The organism is Caulobacter sp. GW821-FHT09A05 (assembly GCF_059418465.1).
In genome coordinates this window covers 67516-85180 of record NZ_JBWKPX010000003.1, presented here as the reverse complement: position 1 = coordinate 85180, position 17665 = coordinate 67516, and the positions used below count along the sequence as shown (strand labels likewise).

Sequence of the window (17665 nt, the reverse complement as noted above, 5' to 3'; positions counted from 1 at the left end):
CGCCCCAAGGGCCGGCGGGCCGACATTGAGGGGTAGCGTTGCCATGAATACCTACGTGTCGAAGGATCGCCGCGACGCCGGCTTGGTGCGCAGCGGGACGGGCGGGGAAGCCGGGCGAGGCTGGTCGCAGCGTCGCCGGCTGATGGCGATCCTGCGCAAGGCCCATCAGGTGCTCGGCGTCAGGCGCAAGGGCCTGGGGCTTGGAACCTTGGGCGTCGGCGGCGGGCTGGGTCAGGCCAGCGCGGTCGGCGGCCTGGCCGTGATCATGGCGCTCGGCCTCTCGGCGCCGGCCCAGGCGCAATATCAGGCTGGCGGCGGCGCGGCGTCAGCCAGCGGCTCCATCGCCATCGGCTCCAGCTCGACAGCCTCCCAGATCAACGCCGTCGCGATCGGAACCTCAACGGTCTCGTCGTCGCAGTATACCGTGGCGATCGGTCAGGGTGCGCAGGCCACGGGCGCCGGCGGCGCGGTGGCCCTGGGCGCCGGCACGGTCTCGAACAACATCAATACGACCGCGATCGGCGTCAACGCCAACGCCACCGGGGCGGGGGCCAGCGCGCTGGGCACCGCCTCCCTGGCTTCGGGAGGCAACTCCACCGCGGTCGGCGTCGGCGCCACCGCCAGCAACAACTTCGCATGGGCGGGGGGCTACCAGTCCGTCGCGGGCGGGTTGCGCACCCTCGCGCTCGGGTACCAGGCGAACGCGTCCGGAATCGATGCGATCGCCCAGGGCAGCACCGCCACCGCGAGCCAGCAGAACGCCGTGGCGATCGGCTTTGGGACAATCGCATCGGGGATAAACTCCGTCTCCCTCGGCTCGCGCACCCTCGCCGGAGCCGGCGCCCTCGGCCAGAGCGCCATCGCCATCGGCACGGATGTGACGGCCTCCGCGGACGACGCCCTGGCGATGGGACGCGCCAGCAAGGCGACCGCCGTTTTTGCCACCGCGATCGGGACAAGTTCCCAGGCGGCGGGGGCAAGCTCGGCGGCGTTCGGCAGGTCGGCCAATGCTTCCGGCGACTTCGCGCTCGCCTTGGGCAATGGGGCCGTGTCAGGCGGACTGGGTTCTCTCGCGGCGGGCTCGGGAGCCCAGAGCACGGACGTCGGGGCCGTAGCGGTCGGCAACAACGCCGCCGCCTCCTCCACCAACGCCATCGCGGTCGGCCTGGGCTCGATCGCCAACGCCTCCGACTCGGTCGCGATGGGACGCCAAACCCAGGCGACCGCCAGCAATTCCACCGCCATCGGGCGTGAAGCGGGCGCCAGCGGCGTCGGCAGCACCGCCGTCGGCCAGGGGGCCCGGACCACCGCCCTGAATTCCGTCGCCGTCGGGGCCGGTTCGCGCGCGTCCGGGATCAACTCCATCTATCTCGGCTCCAGCACCTTCGCGACCAGCGCCAGCGGAGAAAGCGCCATCGGCATCGGCACGGACGTGACGGCGTCCCAGGACGGCGCCATCGCGATGGGACGCGACAGCCAGGCGACCGCGACCAACGCCATCGCGGTGGGTCTCCAGGCCTTCGCGGACACGGCCGACGCCGTGGCCATCGGCAACAGCTCCACCGCCACCGGCGGCAAGGCGGTCGCGGTCGGCGCGGGCAACATCGCCAGCGGCGACGGCGCGGTGGCGATCGGCGATCCCAACACCGCCACCGGCGACGGCGCGGTGGCCAGCGGCAAGGACAACACCGCCACCGGCTTCGGCGCGGTGGCCCTGGGCAACACCAACATGGTCGGCGGCGGCGGCCAGGCGGTCAGCACCCCCGGCACGGCCGCCCAGGGGGCGGTCGGCATCGGCTACCAGAACACCGTCGTCGGCCAGGGCAGCGTCGCCATCGGCAACGCCAGCAGCGCGCTGGCGGCCGGCGCTGTCGCGTTCGGCGACGCCGCCGTGGCCAACAACGCCGGCGACGTGGCGCTGGGCTCGGGATCGGTCACCGCCACGGCGGTCGGCACGGCCAGCACGGTGATCAATGGCACGACCTACAATTTCGCCGGCACGACGCCGACCCGTACGGTGAGCATCGGGGCGCTCGGCGCCGAGCGGACGATCACCAACCTGGCAGCGGGCCGGATCGCCAGCGGCTCGACCGACGCGGTCAACGGCTCGCAGCTGTTCGCCACCAACCAGGCGGTCGACAGCCTGGCCAATACGGTCAGCACGACCGCCATCCACTATGTCAGCGTCAACGACGGCGGGGTGACGGGCGGCAACTACAACAATACCGGCGCGACGGGGACGAACTCGATCGCCATGGGGGTGAACGCGGCGTCGCAGACCTCGAACAGCGTCGCCATCGGCGCCAGCGCCTTCAATCAGGTCTCGGGCAGCGACACCCAGGCGGTCGCGATCGGCGCTTCGGCGCGCACCGCCCAGACCCGCTCGACGGCGGTCGGCGCCCAAGCGGCCGCGCTTGGCACCCACGCGATCGCGCTCGGCGCCGCGGCCTCGGCAGGCACCAACTATGCCATCGCCATCGGGTCCGGACCGACGACGGGGGCCAACGCCGCCGGTGCTGGTTCCATCGCCATCGGCGGCGGCGCCGGGACCGTGCCCACCGGGACCCCGGCCTCCGCCTCCGCATCACGCGCCATCGCCATCGGGCAGAATACGACGGCCAACTTCAACAATACGGTCGCCCTGGGCTACCGGGCCACGGTGGGCAGCGTCTCCTCGGTCGCCGTGGGCGACCTGGCCACCACCGGCGCTACCGGCGTGAACGTGGCGATCGGCAATGCGAGCACGGCCAACGCCAGCACGGCGGGCGGCGGCGCGGTGGCGATCGGGCGTTCGAACACCGCCTTCGGCGACGGCGCGGTGGCGATCGGCGACCCCAGCTACGCCAGCGGGACCGGCGCCTTCACCGGCGGCGCCAACAACATCGCCAACAGCGACGGGACCGCGACGGCGACGGTCGCGAACCAGGCCAGCGGCGCGGTGGCGATCGGCAACAACAACCGCGCGATCGGCCAGGGCAGCGTGGCGCTGGGCAACGGCTCGACCGCCGGCGCGGCCGGGCTCGCGGGCAATGTCGCGCTCGGCAACGGCGCGGTGGCGACCGCCAGCGCCGGCGACGTGGCGCTGGGCTCGGGCAGCACGACCGCCGCCGCCGTCGGCACCGCCAGCACGGTGATCGGCGGGAACACCTACGGCTTCGCGGGAACCACCCCGGCCAGCACGGTCAGCGTCGGCGCCGGCGGGGCCGAGCGGACCATCACCAATGTGGCGGCGGGACGGCTCAACGGCGGCTCGACCGACGCGGTCAACGGCTCGCAGCTGTTCGCCACCAACCAGCAGGTGACGATCAACACCACCGCCATCGCCGGCAACACCGCGGCGATCACCAACCTGACCAACAACATCAGCGGCGGAACGGTGGGTCCGGTGCAGCAGACCGGGTCGGCCAATCAGCTGGCCCTGGTGGCGCCCGGGGGAACCGGCGCGGCGCCGGGCGCGGCCCAGAACCTGACCAATCTGGCGGCGGGCGCGGTGTCGGCGACCAGCACCGACGCGATCAACGGCTCGCAGCTCTACGCCACCAACCAGCAGGTGACGACCAACACCACCGACATCGCCAATCTCAACAACACCCTCACCAACATCAACACCGGCGCGGGCATCAAGTATTTCCACGCCACCTCGACCCAGCCCGACAGCCAGGCCCTGGGAACCGACTCCGTCGCCATCGGCCCCAACGCCGTGGCCAACAACGCCGGCGACATCGCGCTGGGCTCGGGCAGCATCACCGGCGTCGCGGTCGGCACGACCAGCACCGTGATCGGCGGGGTGACCTACAACTTCGCCGGCACGACGCCGACCTCGACGGTCAGCATCGGCGCGCTCGGCGCCGAGCGCACGATCACCAACGTGGCGGCGGGCCAGCTCAACGGCGGTTCGACCGACGCGGTCAACGGCTCGCAGCTGTTTGGCACCAACCAGCAGGTGACGGCCAACACCACCGCCATCGCCGGCAACACGACGGCGATCACCAACCTGACCAACAGCGTCAACAACGGGACGGTGGGTCCGGTGCAGCAGACCGGCGGGGCCAACCAGTTGGCCCTGGTGGCGCCAGGCGGGACCGGCGCGGCCCCGGGCGCGGCCCAGACCCTGACCAATCTGGCCGACGGCGCGGTGTCGTCGACCAGCGCCGACGCGATCAACGGCTCGCAGCTCTACGGCGTCAGCCAGAGCGTGGTGAACAATCTGGGCGGCGGCTCGACAGTCAATCCGGACGGCACAGTCACCGGACCGACCTACACCATCCTCGGGAGCAACTACACGACGGTCTTCGACAGCCTGACGGCGGTCGACAGCGGCCTGACCAACCTCACCAACCAGCTCACCACCATCAACAATGGCGGCGGCATCAAGTATTTCCGCGCCAACTCGATCCTGGCCGACAGCCAGGCGATCGGAACCGACAGCGTGGCGGTGGGCCCGCAGGCGGTGGCCAACAACACCGACAGCGTCGCCCTGGGCAACAACGCCGTCGCCAGCATCGACGGCGCGCTGGCGCTGGGTTCGGGTTCGGTCGCCGATCGCGCGATCGCGCCGGCGTCGGGCACGATCGTCGCGGGCATCGGCTTCGTTCCGTACAACACGACCGATGCGACGCTGCTGGGGGCGGTCTCGGTCGGCAACGCCACGACCAGCCAGTACCGCCAGATCACCAACATCGCCGACGGCACCAGCGCGCAAGACGCCGTGACCCTGCGCCAGCTGCAGGGCGCCATCGGCTCGGTCTCGGTGACCCCGGTGCAGTATTTCCACGCCAACTCGACGGCCGCGGACTCGCTGGCGGTCGGGCTGGACTCGGTCGCGGTGGGTCCGACCACGGTGGTCAACGGCGACAACGGCATCGGCATCGGCAAGGGCGCGGTGGTCCAGATGACCGCGCCGGGCGGAACCGCCATCGGCCAGAACGCCCAGGTCTCGCAGGCCGACGGCATCGCCCTGGGCACCAATTCGATCGCCAACGGCATCCAGTCGATCGCGATCGGCCCTGGCGCCAACGCCAGCTTCTCGGGCAGCGTGGCCCTGGGCGCGGGCGCGACGACGGCGGTGGGTTCGCGAACCGGCTATGCCGGCTACGGCCTGGCCACGCCGCAGAACTCGGCCGGCGAGGTGTCGGTGGGCAGCGCCGGCGCCGAGCGGCAGGTCACCAATGTCGCGGCCGGTTCGGCCCCGACCGATGCGGTGAACGTCAGCCAGCTCAACCAGGTGGCCCAGAACACGGCCAGCGCGCTGGGCGGCGGGGCGTCCTACGATCCGGCGACCGGGACCTATACCGCGCCGACCTATACGGTGGGCGGGAACACCTACAGCAATGTCGGCGACGCGCTTGGCGCTCAGACGACGGCGGTGACCAATCTCGACGGCCGGGTGACCACCGTCGAGAACACCGTCACCCACCTCGGCGCCAACGTCACGAACCTTGGCGGCAGCGTGGCGGCCGGGCTGGGCGGCAATTCCAGCTATGACGCCACGACCGGCGCGGTGACCACCAGTCTCAACGTCGGCGGCGCCAACTACAGCAGCGTCAACGCCGCGCTGCAGGCCCTGAACCAGACAGCGGCCGCGGGGTGGAACATCCAGGCCAACGGCGGCCCGGCCACCAATGTCCCGTCGAACGGCACGCTCAACGTGACCGCGGGCTCCAACACCGTGGTCACGCTCAGCGGCAACCAGCTGCAGATCGCCATGGCGGACAACCCGACCTTCAGTGGCGTGATCAGCGCCAATGGCGGCCTCACCGTCGGCCAGAACACCACCGTCGACATGGGCGGCAACGTGGTCCGCGACGTCGGGGCCGGCGCGGTGACCGCCACCTCGACCGACGCGGTCAACGGCTCGCAACTGCATCAGGTCCAGCAAGTGGCCAGCAATTCGGTGCAATATGACGCGGGCCGCAACTCGGTGACCTTCAACCCCGGCGGCCAGGCGGCGACCCTGCACAATGTCGCCGCCGGCGTCGCGCCGACCGACGCCGTCAATGTCCAGCAGCTCAATGACGGGCTTACGAACGCGATCTCGACCGCCAACGCCTATACCGACGCGCGGCTGCAGGGTTTCGTGGTCGACATGTCCAAGGCGCGACGCGAGGCCTTCGCGGGGAACGCGGGCGCGCTGGCGGCGGCCGGCCTGCCCCAGGCCTACGAACCGGGCCGCAGCATGCTTTCCCTGGGCGCGGGCACCTATGGCGGGCAATCGGCCTTCGCCATGGGCCTTTCGCGGATCATGGACGACGGCCGCACCATCCTCAAGGCGGGCGCGACCTACGACACCCAGGAACGCACCGGCGCCAATCTCGGCATCGGCTTCCAGTTCTGATCCCGCCATCATTCGCTCATTCAAGGAGGACACCATGAAAGCCAGGCGCCTCGCCCTTGCGATCCTTTCGGGACTCAGCCTCGCGATCCCGGCCGCGGCCGTCGCTCGGGACACCCCTTCCCCGTCCGCCACGCCCCCCTCCCCCGCGATCTATGTGGCGACGGTCGATCCCGGCGCCTTTCACGAAGTCCCGGGCGAACGCGACAAGCTGGGGGTGACGGTCAGCCCCGCGTCCGTGCGACTGATCACGCCGGGAGTCGACAAGTTCAGCATCTATCCCTTGCTCGGCCCGCCGCATTTCGCGGAGAGCGTCCGGCGTCGGTGGAACTATGTCCTGTTCTTTCCCGTCGCGCCCGGCAGCGTGGAGCGGGTACGTTGCCGGATGGAGATTCGCTTCACGCGGCCGCGCGGGCGCTACAACGTCACGGTCTCCGAGGTGGTCTGGCAGGAGAAATCCTGCGTTGACCGGGTCGCGGCGGCGAGCTGATCGGGCGAGGACGATATGCGTTTAGTCGGGGTGCTGGTCATCGGCCTGGTAACGACCTTCGCCGCGCCGACGTCCGCCCAGACCTTCGGACCGCCCATCACCGGCATGTGCCTGCTGTCACGCGTCGGGGCGATCGGCGCCTCGCGCGCCGGCCAGTCGATGCAGGCCCAGCTGCGCCAGCTGCAGACTTCGCTGAGCAGCGAGCTGGCGCAGCGGCGGGCGTCCCTCGACGTTCAGCGCAGGGCGCTCGAAGGGCGGCAAGCGGCGATCGCCCCGATCGAGTTCCAACGACAGCTGGCGAGCTTCAATCAGCAGGCCCAGGCGCTGGAGCAGCAGCAGAACGCGCGGTTCATCGCCGCCCAGACCCGGGGCCAGCAACAGGTCGACCGTGCGCTCAACGACGCGCTCAGCCGCGTCATCACCCGCAGCGCCTGCAGCGTGGTGATGGAACGCGACAACGCCTATGGCTGGAACAATGCGATGGACATCACGCCGGCCACCGCCCGCGAAATGGACGGCGTCCTGCAGGCCGTCACGCTCCAGTAAGGGCGCCAGCCCCGCCAGCCCCTTGCCCGCCGCCCGACGCCGGGTGATAAACCCTATTCACCTCGTAGGATTTCACCTTGGCGTCCACCCCACCGATCCTGGCCGTCGTCGGCGCGGGCTTCAGCGGCGTGATGACGGCGCTGCACCTGCTTCGCCAGCCCCGGCCGGTCAAGGTGGTCCTGATCGAGCGGCGCAGTCCGATCGGACTGGGCGCGGCCTACGCCACCGACGATCCGGCCCACCGGCTCAATGTCCGGGCCGGCAACATGAGCGCCTGGCCTGATCGGCCCGAGGATTTCGTCGCCTGGCTGAAGGCGCGCGGCCTGGACGTCGAGCCCGGCGGCTTCGCGACACGCGGCGACTACGGCCGCTACCTGCAAGGCCTGCTGTCGTCGCTGGCCGAGGGTCCGGACGCCGTCGGCCGCCTGCTGATCGCGCCGGACGAGATCGCCGCCATCGCGCCGACCAGCCGCGGCTGGACCCTGACCTGCGGCATGGGCCGCACGATCGCCGCCGACGCCGTGGTGCTGGCCCTGGGCAATCCGCCGCCGCGCGCGCCGGCGCCGGTCAGTCCGGAACTGGAGGCCTCCGACGCCTATGTCGCCGATCCCTGGCGCTGGGATCCGAACGCCCTGGTCGAAGGCGCGGGGCCGATCCTGCTGCTGGGCAGCGGCCTGACCATGGTCGACGCGGCCCTGTCGCTGGATCGCGTCGCGCCGGGCCGGCCGCTGGTCGCCCTGTCACGGCGCGGCCTGACGCCGCGCGAGCACCAGGGCGCCCCGCCCTCGCCCCTGCCCGCCCCTCCGCCGGCGGCGCTGTCGCCGGTCCAGGCCCTGGCCTGGCTGCGCGAGGCGGCCGAACGTCACGGCTGGCGCACCGCGGTCGACGCCTTGCGGCCGGCGACGCAGGACCTGTGGCGCGGCTGGAGCCTGGCGCGGCGCGCCGCTTTCCTGCGCCATGCCCGCGCCTTCTGGGACGTCCATCGCCATCGGCTCTCGCCGCAGGTCGCCGATCGGCTGGCGCGGATGCGGGCCGATGGCCGGCTGCGGGTGCTGACTGGCAAGCTGGAACGGGCCGACGTGCTGGAAGGCGGACGGGCCGGACTGGTCTGGCGACCGCGCGGCGAGAGCGACACCTGGCGCCTGGAGGCGGACCTGGTGGTCAACTGCACCGGACCGTCGGCGGACGTCGAACGCTCCACCGAGCCGCTGATCGCCGCCCTGGCCGCCCGCGGCCTGATCCGCGCCGACCCGCTGCGCCTGGGGCTGGACATCGACGCCGAGCACCGGGTGATCGACGCCGGGGGAACGGCGCGGGCCACCCTGTTCGCCGTCGGACCGATCACCCGAGGCGCGCTGTGGGAGATCAACGCGGTGCCGGACATCCGCGTCCAGGCCGCCGAGGTGGCCGCGGCCGCGCTCAGAGCTCTAGCGCCGCCTGGTGGATGAGCTCCGACAGCTTGGCGATCGACGGGTGCGGCGCCGAGCCGACGCGACGGACATAGGCCACCTGCGGCACCGCCGGCAGCCCCGCTTCGATCGGCGCGGCGCGGGGCCGGAACAGGGCGGTCCGGCAGGTGACGGCCAGGCCGGCCTCGACCGCCGCGCGCAGGGCCGAGAGGCTTGGCGTCTCCAGGGCGACACGGAACGGCCGCCCCTCGCGCTCCAGCGCCGCCAGGGCCGCGTCGCGGAACCGGCACGGCGGCGCCAGGATGGCCAGCGGCAGCACCGCGGCCTGGACGAGGTCCGGATCACCATGCCAGACCATCGGCGCGACGCGGGCCGCGTGCGGATCGTCGGCCGCGCCCATGCACAGCACCACATCCAGCCGGTCGCCGTTCAGCAGGTCCAGCAGTTCCGGCGACCCCGCCACCCGCACCTCCAGCTGGACGTCCGGATTGAGCTGGCTGAACCGGGCCAGGACGCCTGACAGCAGGGTCTCGGCGAAGTCCTGGACCAGCCCCACCCGCACCGGCCCCACCAGGGCGTCGCCGGTCAAGGCCACCACGGCCCGGTCGTTCAGCGCCAGGATCTCGCGGGCGTGGCCCAGCAGGGCCTGGCCGGCCGGCGTCAGGGTCAGGCGACGGCCGTCGCGATGGAACAGCGGCGTCAGCACCGTCTCCTCCAGCCGCTTCATCTGCAGGCTGAGCGCCGACTGGGTCACGAACACCCGCTCGGTGGCCTTCAGCATCGATCCGGAGTCGACGATCGCCACGAAGCTTCGCAGCAGTTCGGTCGGCAGATTGGTGGCCATGGGGTTCGCCTATAAGAAACTCTGATATGACCCCTGAGGATAAGTCTATTGATCCAGTAGGGTTTCAACGCCTTTCTCTCTGGAGCAAAGGCGTTCGCGCCGCAACGGTTCACGGGACGGCTCACCCTCATGTCTTTGGCGGTCACCCTTAGAAATTCTCAAGCACGACCATGGCGTTGGCCGCGCCTGGCGAAGGCGCGATGGCTGTCGCCGACGCTCCTCCTGCTGCTGTGGGAGGCCGGGTCGCGAACGGGCCTGGTGCCGGCCCGCGTGCTCGCCGCCCCGTCCGCCGTGGCCGAAACCTTCTGGGCGATGACCCTTTCGGGCGAGTTGCCGGCCAATCTCCTGGTGTCGCTGGGCCGGGCCGGCGCGGGCCTGAGTCTGGCCCTGACCGTCGCCGTCACGCTGGGCCTGATCTCGGGCCTGTCCCGGTGGGGCGAGACCCTGGTCGACCCGCTGATGCAGATCAAGCGCACCTTGCCGGTGGTGGCCCTGACCCCGCTGTTCATCGTCTGGTTCGGCATTGGCGAGGTCCCGAAGATCGCCCTGATCGCCACCGCCGCCGTCTTCCCGCTGTACCTGAACCTGTTCGCCGGCATCCGCGGGGTGGACGTGCGGCTGGTCGAGGCGGCCCGCAGCTTCGGCCTCTCCGGCCGCGACCTGATCGTCAATGTCATCCTGCCCGGCGCCCTGCCCTCGTTCTTCGTCGGCCTGCGCTATTCGCTGAGCATCAGCGTGGTGATGCTGGTGATCGCCGAACAGATCAACGCCCAGGCCGGCCTGGGCCACCTGGTCAACAACGCCCGCGACTTCATGCGCACCGACATCATCGTCGTCTGCCTGCTCGTCTACGCCCTGCTCGGCCTCGCGGCCGACGCCCTCGTCCGCACGCTGGAGCGCAAGGCGCTGGCGTGGCGCCCCAGCCTCGTGGAGCAATGACCATGGCCCAGCCCCGCATCCGCGCCGTTCCGGCCGCCGCCGCGCCCGAGGCGCCGACCGTGCGCCTGAGCGGCTTCACCCGCCGGTTCGGCGACAACGTGGTCATCGACGGTCTGGACCTGACCATCGCGCCGGGCGAGTTCGTGGCCCTGCTGGGCGCCAGCGGGTCGGGCAAGACCACCCTGCTGCGCACCCTGGCGGGCCTGGACCCCGTCGGCGGCCAGGACGTGACGACGCCCGACGCCCGCGCCGTGGTGTTCCAGGACGCCCGCCTGCTGCCGTGGAAGAAGGTCTGGCGCAATGTCGCCCTGGGCCTGAAGGACGGCCCCGGAAGGAAGGGCGAGGTTCGGGTCCGGGCCGAGGCGGCGCTGAAGGAGGTGGGTCTGGGCCACCGCCTGGACGCCTGGCCCGCCACCCTGTCCGGCGGCGAGGCCCAGCGCACGGCCCTGGCCCGCGCCCTGGTCCGCGAGCCGGCCCTGCTGCTGCTGGACGAGCCGTTCGCGGCCCTGGACGCCCTGACCCGGCTGAAGATGCACGACCTGGTGTTGTCGCTGTGGCGCGAGCACCGCCCGGCCGTGCTGCTGGTCACCCACGACGTCGACGAGGCCATCGCCCTGGCCGACCGTGTTCTGGTCCTGGACCGGGGCAAGATCGCCGTCGAGGAGCGGATCGCCCTGGAGCGTCCCCGTGCGCCCGACGCCCGGTTCCACGCCGTGCGTCGCCGGCTGCTGGCCCATCTGGGCGTCGAGGCCCCCGCCCCGCAGCCCGCGCCCGCGCCGGCCCTGGTCGCCTTCCCGACCGGCGAGGTCGTGCTGTGAGCGCCGCCACGGCCTTGCGGGTAGCCGAACCGCCCGCCCTGCCCGATCTGGACGCCATCCTGCCGGGCCTGACCGCCGCCTTCGCCGCCACCGCCGCCGTCCACGACCGCGAGGCCCGCTTTCCGACCGCCAATTTCGAGGCCCTGCGCGAGGCCGGCCTGCTGGCCCTGACCGCGCCGCGCCGCCTGGGCGGACTGGAAGCCGACCTGCCGACCGCGCTCAAGGTGGTCTCCGCCGTCGCGCGCGGTGAACCGGCCACGGCCCTGGTGCTGGTCATGCAGTACCTGTTCCACGCCTCGGTCGAGGGCCGCTCGGGTTGGCCCGAGCACCTGAAGCAGCGGGTGATCGGCGAGGCGATCAGCGACGGCGCCCTGATCAACGCCTTGCGGGTCGAGCCCGACCTGGGCACGCCGGCCCGAGGCGGCCTGCCCGGCACGATCGCCCGCCGCACGCCCGAGGGCTGGCGGATCAGCGGCCGCAAGATCTACTCCACGGGCTCGACCGCCCTGACCTGGTTCGTGGTCTGGGCCCGTTCCGACGACGCCGAACCCCTGGTCGGCGGCTGGCTGGTGCGGGCCGGCGCGCCCGGGATCACCATCGAGGAAACCTGGGACCATTTGGGCCTGCGGGCCAGCGCCAGCCACGACGTGGTCTTCGACGACGTTCTCGTCCCCCTCGACCACGCCCTCGATCCACGGCCGGTCGGCGCCCCGCCGCCCTATCCGGCCAGCTTCGCGGCCTGGTCGGCGGTGCTGACGGCGGCGATCTATGACGCCCAGGCTCGCGCCGCCCGCGACTGGCTGGTGGACTTCCTGGCCGACCGCAAGCCGGCCAACCTGGGCGCGGCCCTGTCCACCCTGCCCCGCTTCCAGGAGGCGGTCGGCGACATCGACGGCCTGCTGCTGTCCAATCACCTGCTGCTGGACGCCGCCGCGCGTGGCGAGGTCGGCGGGGTCGAGGCCGGGCTGGTCAAGCACCTGGTCACCGAGAACGCCATCAGCGTGGTCGAGAAGGCCCTGAAACTGACCGGCAACCCCGGCCTGACCCGCCACAACCCGCTGGAACGCCATCATCGCGACGTCCTGTGCGGCCGGGTTCACACCCCGCAGTCGGACGTCGTGCTGACCAGCGCCGGCAAGGCGGCGTTCGCCGCCCGGGAAGGCGCCAGATGAGCCGCCTGGTCGTCGCCAGCCAGCTGCCCGAGCTGTTCAACAGCGTCTTCGCCCAGCATGTCGGCGACGCCGAGATCATCGCCGTGCCGCCGGGCCTTGCCGCGCCGCTGCCCGCCGAGGCCAAGGTCCTGGTCGCCGCCCCGTTCCGCAAGGCCGGCGGGGCGCTGCCGGCGCAGCCGCCCAAGGGCTGGCCCTATGACGTCGAGTGGGTGCAACTGGTCTCGGTCGGCATCGACTTCTATCCCGACTGGCTGTTCGACGGACCGGTCGTGACCTCGGCGCGCGGGTCGTCGGCCGTGGCCCTGGCCGAGTTCGCCCTGGCGGCGATCCTGGCGCAGGCCAAGCGCCTGCCCGACATCTGGATCGACAAGGCCGAGCGCTGGGCGCCGCAGCCGCTGAAGCTGGTCGCCGGCACGACCCTGGGCCTGGTCGGGTTCGGGGCGATCGGCGAGGCCCTGGCCCCGCGCGCCCAGGCCCTGGGCCTGCACGTCGTCGCCACGCGCCGATCGGACAAGCCGATCCCGACCCCGGGCGTCGAACGGGTCGCCGACCTGAAGACCCTGTTCGCCCGTAGCGACCACGTGGTGCTGGCCGCCCCCGCCACGCCCGAGACCCAGCGCCTGGTCAGCCGCGAGGTGCTGGCCGCCGCCAAGCCCGGCCTGCACCTGATCAACATCGCCCGCGGCGCCCTGATCGACGACGAGGCGCTGCTGGAGGCGCTGGACGACGGCCGCGTCGCGCTGGCCAGCCTCGACGTCACCCACCCCGAGCCGCTGACAGAAGGACACCGGTTCTACACCCACCCCAGGGTCCGGCTGTCGCCGCATACCTCGGTCCATACGCCCGACACCCGCATCAACCTGGCGACCCGCTTCGCCGAAAACCTCGCCCGCTTCCGGTCCGGCGCACCCCTGGCCGACGTCGTCGACCTGTCGCGCGGCTATTGAAGGACACCGCCATGACCGCCATCAGCCCGGCGCGGGCTTTCCAGGCCCAGGGCCCCCACCCCGCCAAGATCGAGACCGTTCTGCCCGAGTTCGGCTCGCGCGAGCTGCCGCGCCAGCCGACCCATGAGCAGGAGCGGCTCTATCGCAAGCAGCGGCTGGCCGCGTCGTACCGCCTGTTCGGTCGTCATGGCTTCGACATGGGCGGCGCCGGCCATATCACCGCCCGAGACCCGGAACTGACTGACCACTTCTGGGTCAACCCGTTCGGCGTGCACTTCTCGCGGATCAAGGTCTCCGACCTGATGCTGGTCAGCCACGCCGGCGACATCGTCCAGCCTCCAGCGAAGGCCCCCGCGCGACTGAACCGCGCCGCCTTCGCCATCCATTCCCAGTTGCACGAGGCGCGCCCGGACGTGGTGGCCGCCGCCCATTCGCACTCGCTGTACGGCAAGGCCTGGTCGGCCCTGGGTCGGCTGCTGGATCCCCTGACCCAGGACTCGGCGGCCTTCTACGACGACCACGCCCTGTTCGAGGACTTCTCCGGCGTAGTGCTGGACACCAGCGAGGGCGAGAAGATCGCCAGGACCCTGGGCTCGAAGAAGGCCGTGATCCTGCAGAACCACGGCATCCTGACCGTCGGCCAGTCGGTCGAGGCCGCCGTCTGGCGCTACCTGGCCCTGGAGAACGCCTGCCAGACCCAACTCCTCGCCGAGGCCGCGGGCCCGACCAAGCCGATGCCGCCCGAGGTGGCCAGGCATACCGCCGGCCAGGTCGGGAGCGAGGCCGGCGGCTTCTGGGCCTTCCAACCCTATTGGGACGTGGTCACCGAAGAAGAGCCGGACCTGTTCGACTGATGACCACGCTCGCGCTTTCCCGCCGCCACCTGCTGGTCGGCGGCCTGTCGGTCACCAGCCTGGCCGTCGCCGGCCTGGCCGCCTGCTCGCCCGCCAAGCCCGCCAAGCCGGCCTCGCTCGAAGACCTCACCCTGAGGGCGGCCACCTATCGCGGCAACCTGGAGGCCTTCTTCCAGTCGGCCGGCGTCGCCGAGACGCCCTACAAGCTCGCCAAGTCGGAATTCGCCAGCGGCAACCTGATCGCCGAGGCGATCAACGCCGGCGCGCTGGACGTCGGCGGCATGAGCGAGATCCCGCCGATTTTCGTGGCCGGCGCGCCCGGCAACCAGGTCCGCATCGTCGCCGTCCTGCAGGGCGACGTGAACAACCAGGTCGTGCTGGTTCCCAAGGGCAGCAAGGCCCGAACCTTCGCCGACCTGAAGGGCCAGCGCATCGGCTATGTGAAGGCCACGACCTCGCACTACATCCTGCTGCGACTGCTCGACGAGGCCGGCCTGACCTGGGCCGACATCAAGCCGGTGGCCCTGTCGCCGCAGGACGGGCTGGCGGCCTTCTCCAGCGGCGCGGTCGACGCCTGGATCATCTATGGCGTGATCGTCCAGCAGGCGCGCCAGGCCGGCGCGCGGGTGCTGCGCACGGCCAAGGGCATCCTGTCGGGCAACTATCTGATCGCCGCCGCCCGCGAGGCGCTGGACGATCCGCTCAAGCGCCAGGCCCTGGGCGACTATCTGGGCCGCTACGCCAAGGTGGCCGATTGGGTCAACGCCGACGGCGCGCGCTGGGCCAAGGTCCGGGGCGAGGCCACGGGCGTCCCGGCCGAGCTCTATCTGCGGGAATTCCAGGAGCGCAGCGGCCCGACCCGGCTGATCAAGGTCAGCGAGGCGGCGATCGCCTCGCAGCAGGAGGTCGCCGACGCCTTCGCCACGGCCGGGCTCATCCCGGCCAAGGTCGACGTCCGCCCCCTGTGGGACGACCGGCTGAACAGCGCCCTTCCCGATGGTTAGAAATGCTCAACCAACATATTCGCGCTCGCGATATGAGATGATCTGCAAGTCTATAGATTTTATATGGATTGAGACGTCATCACTATTCGACCCTTATCCTCGATAACAAGAACGGGGATAATGATGTCGCGACGCTTTGCTTTTCTGTACTGGGTTTCCGGAACATCCGCCTTGGCCCTGACCGGCGCCGCCCAGGCCGCGACGCCGACGGCCGCCGGGGTGGATGCCGACGCCGCCCCGATCGTCGAACAGGTGGTGGTCACCGCCGAACGCCGCGCCACCGACCTGCAGAAGACCGCCATCGCCATCTCGGCCTTCAGCCAGCAGTTGCTGGCCGACCGCAAGATCGACAGCATCCGCGACCTCTCGGGCCAGATCCCCAATTTCAGCATCAGCCGCGTCACCATCAGCCACACCACCCAGACCTACGCCCTGCGCGGCGTGGGCGAGGCCGACCCGATCCAGGAGCCGGTGCTGGCGGTCTATGTCGACGACGTCTACATCCCGCGCCAGATCGGCTCGATGGTCGAGTTCAACGACCTGGAACGCGTGGAGGTGCTGCGCGGCCCGCAGGGCACGCTGTACGGCCGCAATTCCAGCGCCGGCGCCCTGCGGATCATCACCCGCGATCCGGGCGACGCCTTCCGCGCCAAGGCCGAGGTCGGGCTGGGAAACTACGGCGCGGTCGATGTGCGCAGCCTGATCGAGGGTCCGCTGGTCGCGGGCAAGCTGGCCGGCAGCCTGTCCTACATCCACCACTCGCGCGACGGCGTCACCTTCGACCCGACCCTGAACCACGACGTCAACCGCATCGACCTGGACGCCTACCGCGCCAAGCTGCGCTGGACGCCGACGGACCGGCTGGACGTTCTGTTGACGCTGAACGCCCTGAGGGACCGCAGCGACACCCGCAGCTATGTGCCGGTCAGGCAGCCGAACGGTGAGCACCGCACCGACCGGTCCTATTCCGAGGTCGAGCCGACCCAGGACCTGGACCAGATCAGCGGCGCGCTGCGCGTGCAGTATACCCTGAACGACAACCTGAAACTGAAGTCTGTCACCTCGTACGGCGGCTTCAACCTCAACCCCGTCGCCTACGACAACGACGGCGAGGCGGCGCTGATCCAGAAGAACCTGATCCACTACAACGACCAGTACGTCACCCAGGAACTCCAGCTGAACGGCGACTACGGCAGGCTGACCTTCACCAGCGGCCTGTTCTACCTGCATGAACGGTTCTTCGTGCAACGCGACGGCTACAGCCGCAGGAACGCCCAGCCCACCGACCCCGTCACGACGCCCGGAAACTACGGCTTCGCCCGCGCCCACAACATCACCAACACCGACGCCTACGCCGTCTTCGGCGAGGCCAGCTACGCGCTCAGCGACCGCCTCAGCGTCACCGGCGGCCTGCGCTGGACCAACGAGGAGAAGGATTTCACCTTCGACAACAAGGTCTTGAACCTGCAAGGTCAAGTCGTGGGCCAGTCGATCGCCGGCCAGGCCGACAAGGTCTTCTCGGCCGTCACGCCCAAGCTGTCGGTCCAGTTCCAGTGGACGGGCGATGTCCTGCAGTACGTGACCTGGTCCAAGGGCTTCAAGTCGGGCGGCTTCGACAACCGCGCCACGCGGCTGGACCTGGCGACCCGCCCCTTCGCGCCCGAGAATGTCGACACCTACGAGACCGGCCTGAAGACCGAGCTGTTCGACCATCGCGCCCGGGTGAACCTGGCCGCGTTCTACAACGACTACAAGGACCTGCAGGTCAGCTACAGCGACCCGGCCTATCCGGGCAATTCGGTCCGCGCCAACGCCGGCAAAGCCCACACCTACGGGGTGGAGCTGGAGACCGACCTGCGCGCCACCGAACGCCTGAGCGTCCAGGCGTCGGCCGGCTACCTGTTCGCGGTCTATGACAAGTACAGGAACGCCGGCGGCGTCGGAGTGAACGCGGACGGCCACCGGCTGCTGAACTCGCCACGCTGGAGCCTGTCGGGGGGCGTCACCTACGACCTCCCCATCGAGGTCCCCGGAAAGGTCCGCCTCGGCCTGAACGCCCAATACCAGACCAAGACCTATTTCAACGCCCTGCAGCGCCCGCAGGACGAGGCGCCGGCCCAGACCTTCCTGAACGGCGTGGTCACCTGGCAAACGCCGGATCCGCGCTGGAGCGTGGTGCTGTCGGGTCGCAACCTGCTGGATTCCGACAAGCCGGTCAGCGTCACCTACACCCCGGCCACCGGGGTCTACTACCAGAACTATCCGGACCCGCGGACCTGGCTGGTCACGCTGAAATACGCGCTGTGATCCG

The 17665-nt window shown here is 70.9% G+C and carries 12 protein-coding genes; 11 read left to right on the top strand and 1 reads right to left on the bottom strand.

The annotated features are described in order from the left end of the window. Positions 1 to 43 precede the first annotated feature (43 nt). The 4 genes from AC07NX_RS03785 to AC07NX_RS03770 all read left to right on the top strand — a co-directional run bounded on the left by AC07NX_RS03785 (position 44) and on the right by AC07NX_RS03770 (position 8815). Entirely contained in the window at positions 44 to 6334 is a 6291-nt protein-coding gene (locus AC07NX_RS03785) for a hemagglutinin (RefSeq protein WP_494639270.1), read from the top strand. Positions 6335 to 6368: 34 nt separating this feature from the next. Continuing rightward, complete coding sequence (bamE, locus tag AC07NX_RS03780; protein WP_494639268.1) at positions 6369 to 6821, top strand: outer membrane protein assembly factor BamE domain-containing protein; 453 nt, start codon at positions 6369 to 6371, stop codon at positions 6819 to 6821. Between the two features lie 15 nt (positions 6822 to 6836). Next, positions 6837 to 7367: an OmpH family outer membrane protein gene (locus tag AC07NX_RS03775; RefSeq protein WP_494639266.1), complete on the top strand. Its 531-nt coding sequence runs from the start codon at positions 6837 to 6839 to the stop codon at positions 7365 to 7367. Between the two features lie 77 nt (positions 7368 to 7444). Then, positions 7445 to 8815 (top strand): FAD/NAD(P)-binding protein, encoded by a 1371-nt coding sequence (locus AC07NX_RS03770; protein WP_494639264.1) that lies wholly within the window; start codon positions 7445 to 7447, stop codon positions 8813 to 8815. Here the strand turns inward: AC07NX_RS03770 and AC07NX_RS03765 are convergent. Continuing rightward, the gene (locus tag AC07NX_RS03765) at positions 8787 to 9620 is read right to left on the bottom strand and encodes a LysR substrate-binding domain-containing protein (protein ID WP_494639262.1); all 834 of its coding nucleotides are present in this window, start codon (positions 9618 to 9620) and stop codon (positions 8787 to 8789) included. The two genes, AC07NX_RS03770 and AC07NX_RS03765, sit on opposite strands and share 29 nt — an antisense overlap. Positions 9621 to 9749: 129 nt before the next feature. Between AC07NX_RS03765 and AC07NX_RS03760 the strand changes: the two genes are divergently transcribed. From AC07NX_RS03760 to AC07NX_RS03730, 7 genes are all read left to right on the top strand, one after another. Beyond that, the gene (locus AC07NX_RS03760; RefSeq protein WP_494639260.1) at positions 9750 to 10559 is read left to right on the top strand and encodes an ABC transporter permease; all 810 of its coding nucleotides are present in this window, start codon (positions 9750 to 9752) and stop codon (positions 10557 to 10559) included. After that, complete coding sequence (locus AC07NX_RS03755) at positions 10556 to 11377, top strand: ABC transporter ATP-binding protein (RefSeq protein ID WP_494639258.1); 822 nt, start codon at positions 10556 to 10558, stop codon at positions 11375 to 11377. Before AC07NX_RS03760 ends, AC07NX_RS03755 begins: the two co-directional genes overlap by 4 nt. After that, positions 11374 to 12549 carry an acyl-CoA dehydrogenase family protein gene (locus AC07NX_RS03750; RefSeq protein WP_494639256.1) on the top strand — a complete coding sequence of 392 codons (1176 nt, stop codon included), beginning with the start codon at positions 11374 to 11376 and terminating at the stop codon, positions 12547 to 12549. The genes AC07NX_RS03755 and AC07NX_RS03750 overlap by 4 nt, the downstream gene beginning before the upstream one ends. Continuing rightward, positions 12546 to 13496: a D-isomer specific 2-hydroxyacid dehydrogenase family protein gene (locus AC07NX_RS03745; protein WP_494639254.1), complete on the top strand. Its 951-nt coding sequence runs from the start codon at positions 12546 to 12548 to the stop codon at positions 13494 to 13496. Before AC07NX_RS03750 ends, AC07NX_RS03745 begins: the two co-directional genes overlap by 4 nt. A gap of 11 nt (positions 13497 to 13507) precedes the next feature. Then, complete coding sequence (locus tag AC07NX_RS03740) at positions 13508 to 14350, top strand: class II aldolase/adducin family protein (protein ID WP_494639252.1); 843 nt, start codon at positions 13508 to 13510, stop codon at positions 14348 to 14350. Continuing rightward, positions 14350 to 15354, top strand: coding sequence for an ABC transporter substrate-binding protein (locus AC07NX_RS03735; protein WP_494639251.1), 1005 nt, complete (start codon positions 14350 to 14352; stop codon positions 15352 to 15354). The genes AC07NX_RS03740 and AC07NX_RS03735 overlap by 1 nt, the downstream gene beginning before the upstream one ends. Positions 15355 to 15525: 171 nt before the next feature. After that, positions 15526 to 17661, top strand: a complete 2136-nt coding sequence (locus tag AC07NX_RS03730) for a TonB-dependent receptor (RefSeq protein ID WP_494639249.1) — start codon at positions 15526 to 15528, stop codon at positions 17659 to 17661. Positions 17662 to 17665: the final 4 nt, after the last annotated feature.

What these genes read in the sequence shown, in the direction of transcription:
- AC07NX_RS03785 (WP_494639270.1), top strand. Translation starts at nt 44, where the DNA reads ATGAATACCTACGTGTCGAAGGATCGCCGCGACGCCGGCTTGGTGCGC.
- bamE (WP_494639268.1), top strand. Translation starts at nt 6,369, where the DNA reads ATGAAAGCCAGGCGCCTCGCCCTTGCGATCCTTTCGGGACTCAGCCTC.
- AC07NX_RS03775 (WP_494639266.1), top strand. Translation starts at nt 6,837, where the DNA reads ATGCGTTTAGTCGGGGTGCTGGTCATCGGCCTGGTAACGACCTTCGCC.
- AC07NX_RS03765 (WP_494639262.1), bottom strand. Translation starts at nt 9,620, where the DNA reads ATGGCCACCAATCTGCCGACCGAACTGCTGCGAAGCTTCGTGGCGATC.
- AC07NX_RS03760 (WP_494639260.1), top strand. Translation starts at nt 9,750, where the DNA reads ATGTCTTTGGCGGTCACCCTTAGAAATTCTCAAGCACGACCATGGCGT.
- AC07NX_RS03755 (WP_494639258.1), top strand. Translation starts at nt 10,556, where the DNA reads ATGACCATGGCCCAGCCCCGCATCCGCGCCGTTCCGGCCGCCGCCGCG.
- AC07NX_RS03745 (WP_494639254.1), top strand. Translation starts at nt 12,546, where the DNA reads ATGAGCCGCCTGGTCGTCGCCAGCCAGCTGCCCGAGCTGTTCAACAGC.
- AC07NX_RS03740 (WP_494639252.1), top strand. Translation starts at nt 13,508, where the DNA reads ATGACCGCCATCAGCCCGGCGCGGGCTTTCCAGGCCCAGGGCCCCCAC.
- AC07NX_RS03735 (WP_494639251.1), top strand. Translation starts at nt 14,350, where the DNA reads ATGACCACGCTCGCGCTTTCCCGCCGCCACCTGCTGGTCGGCGGCCTG.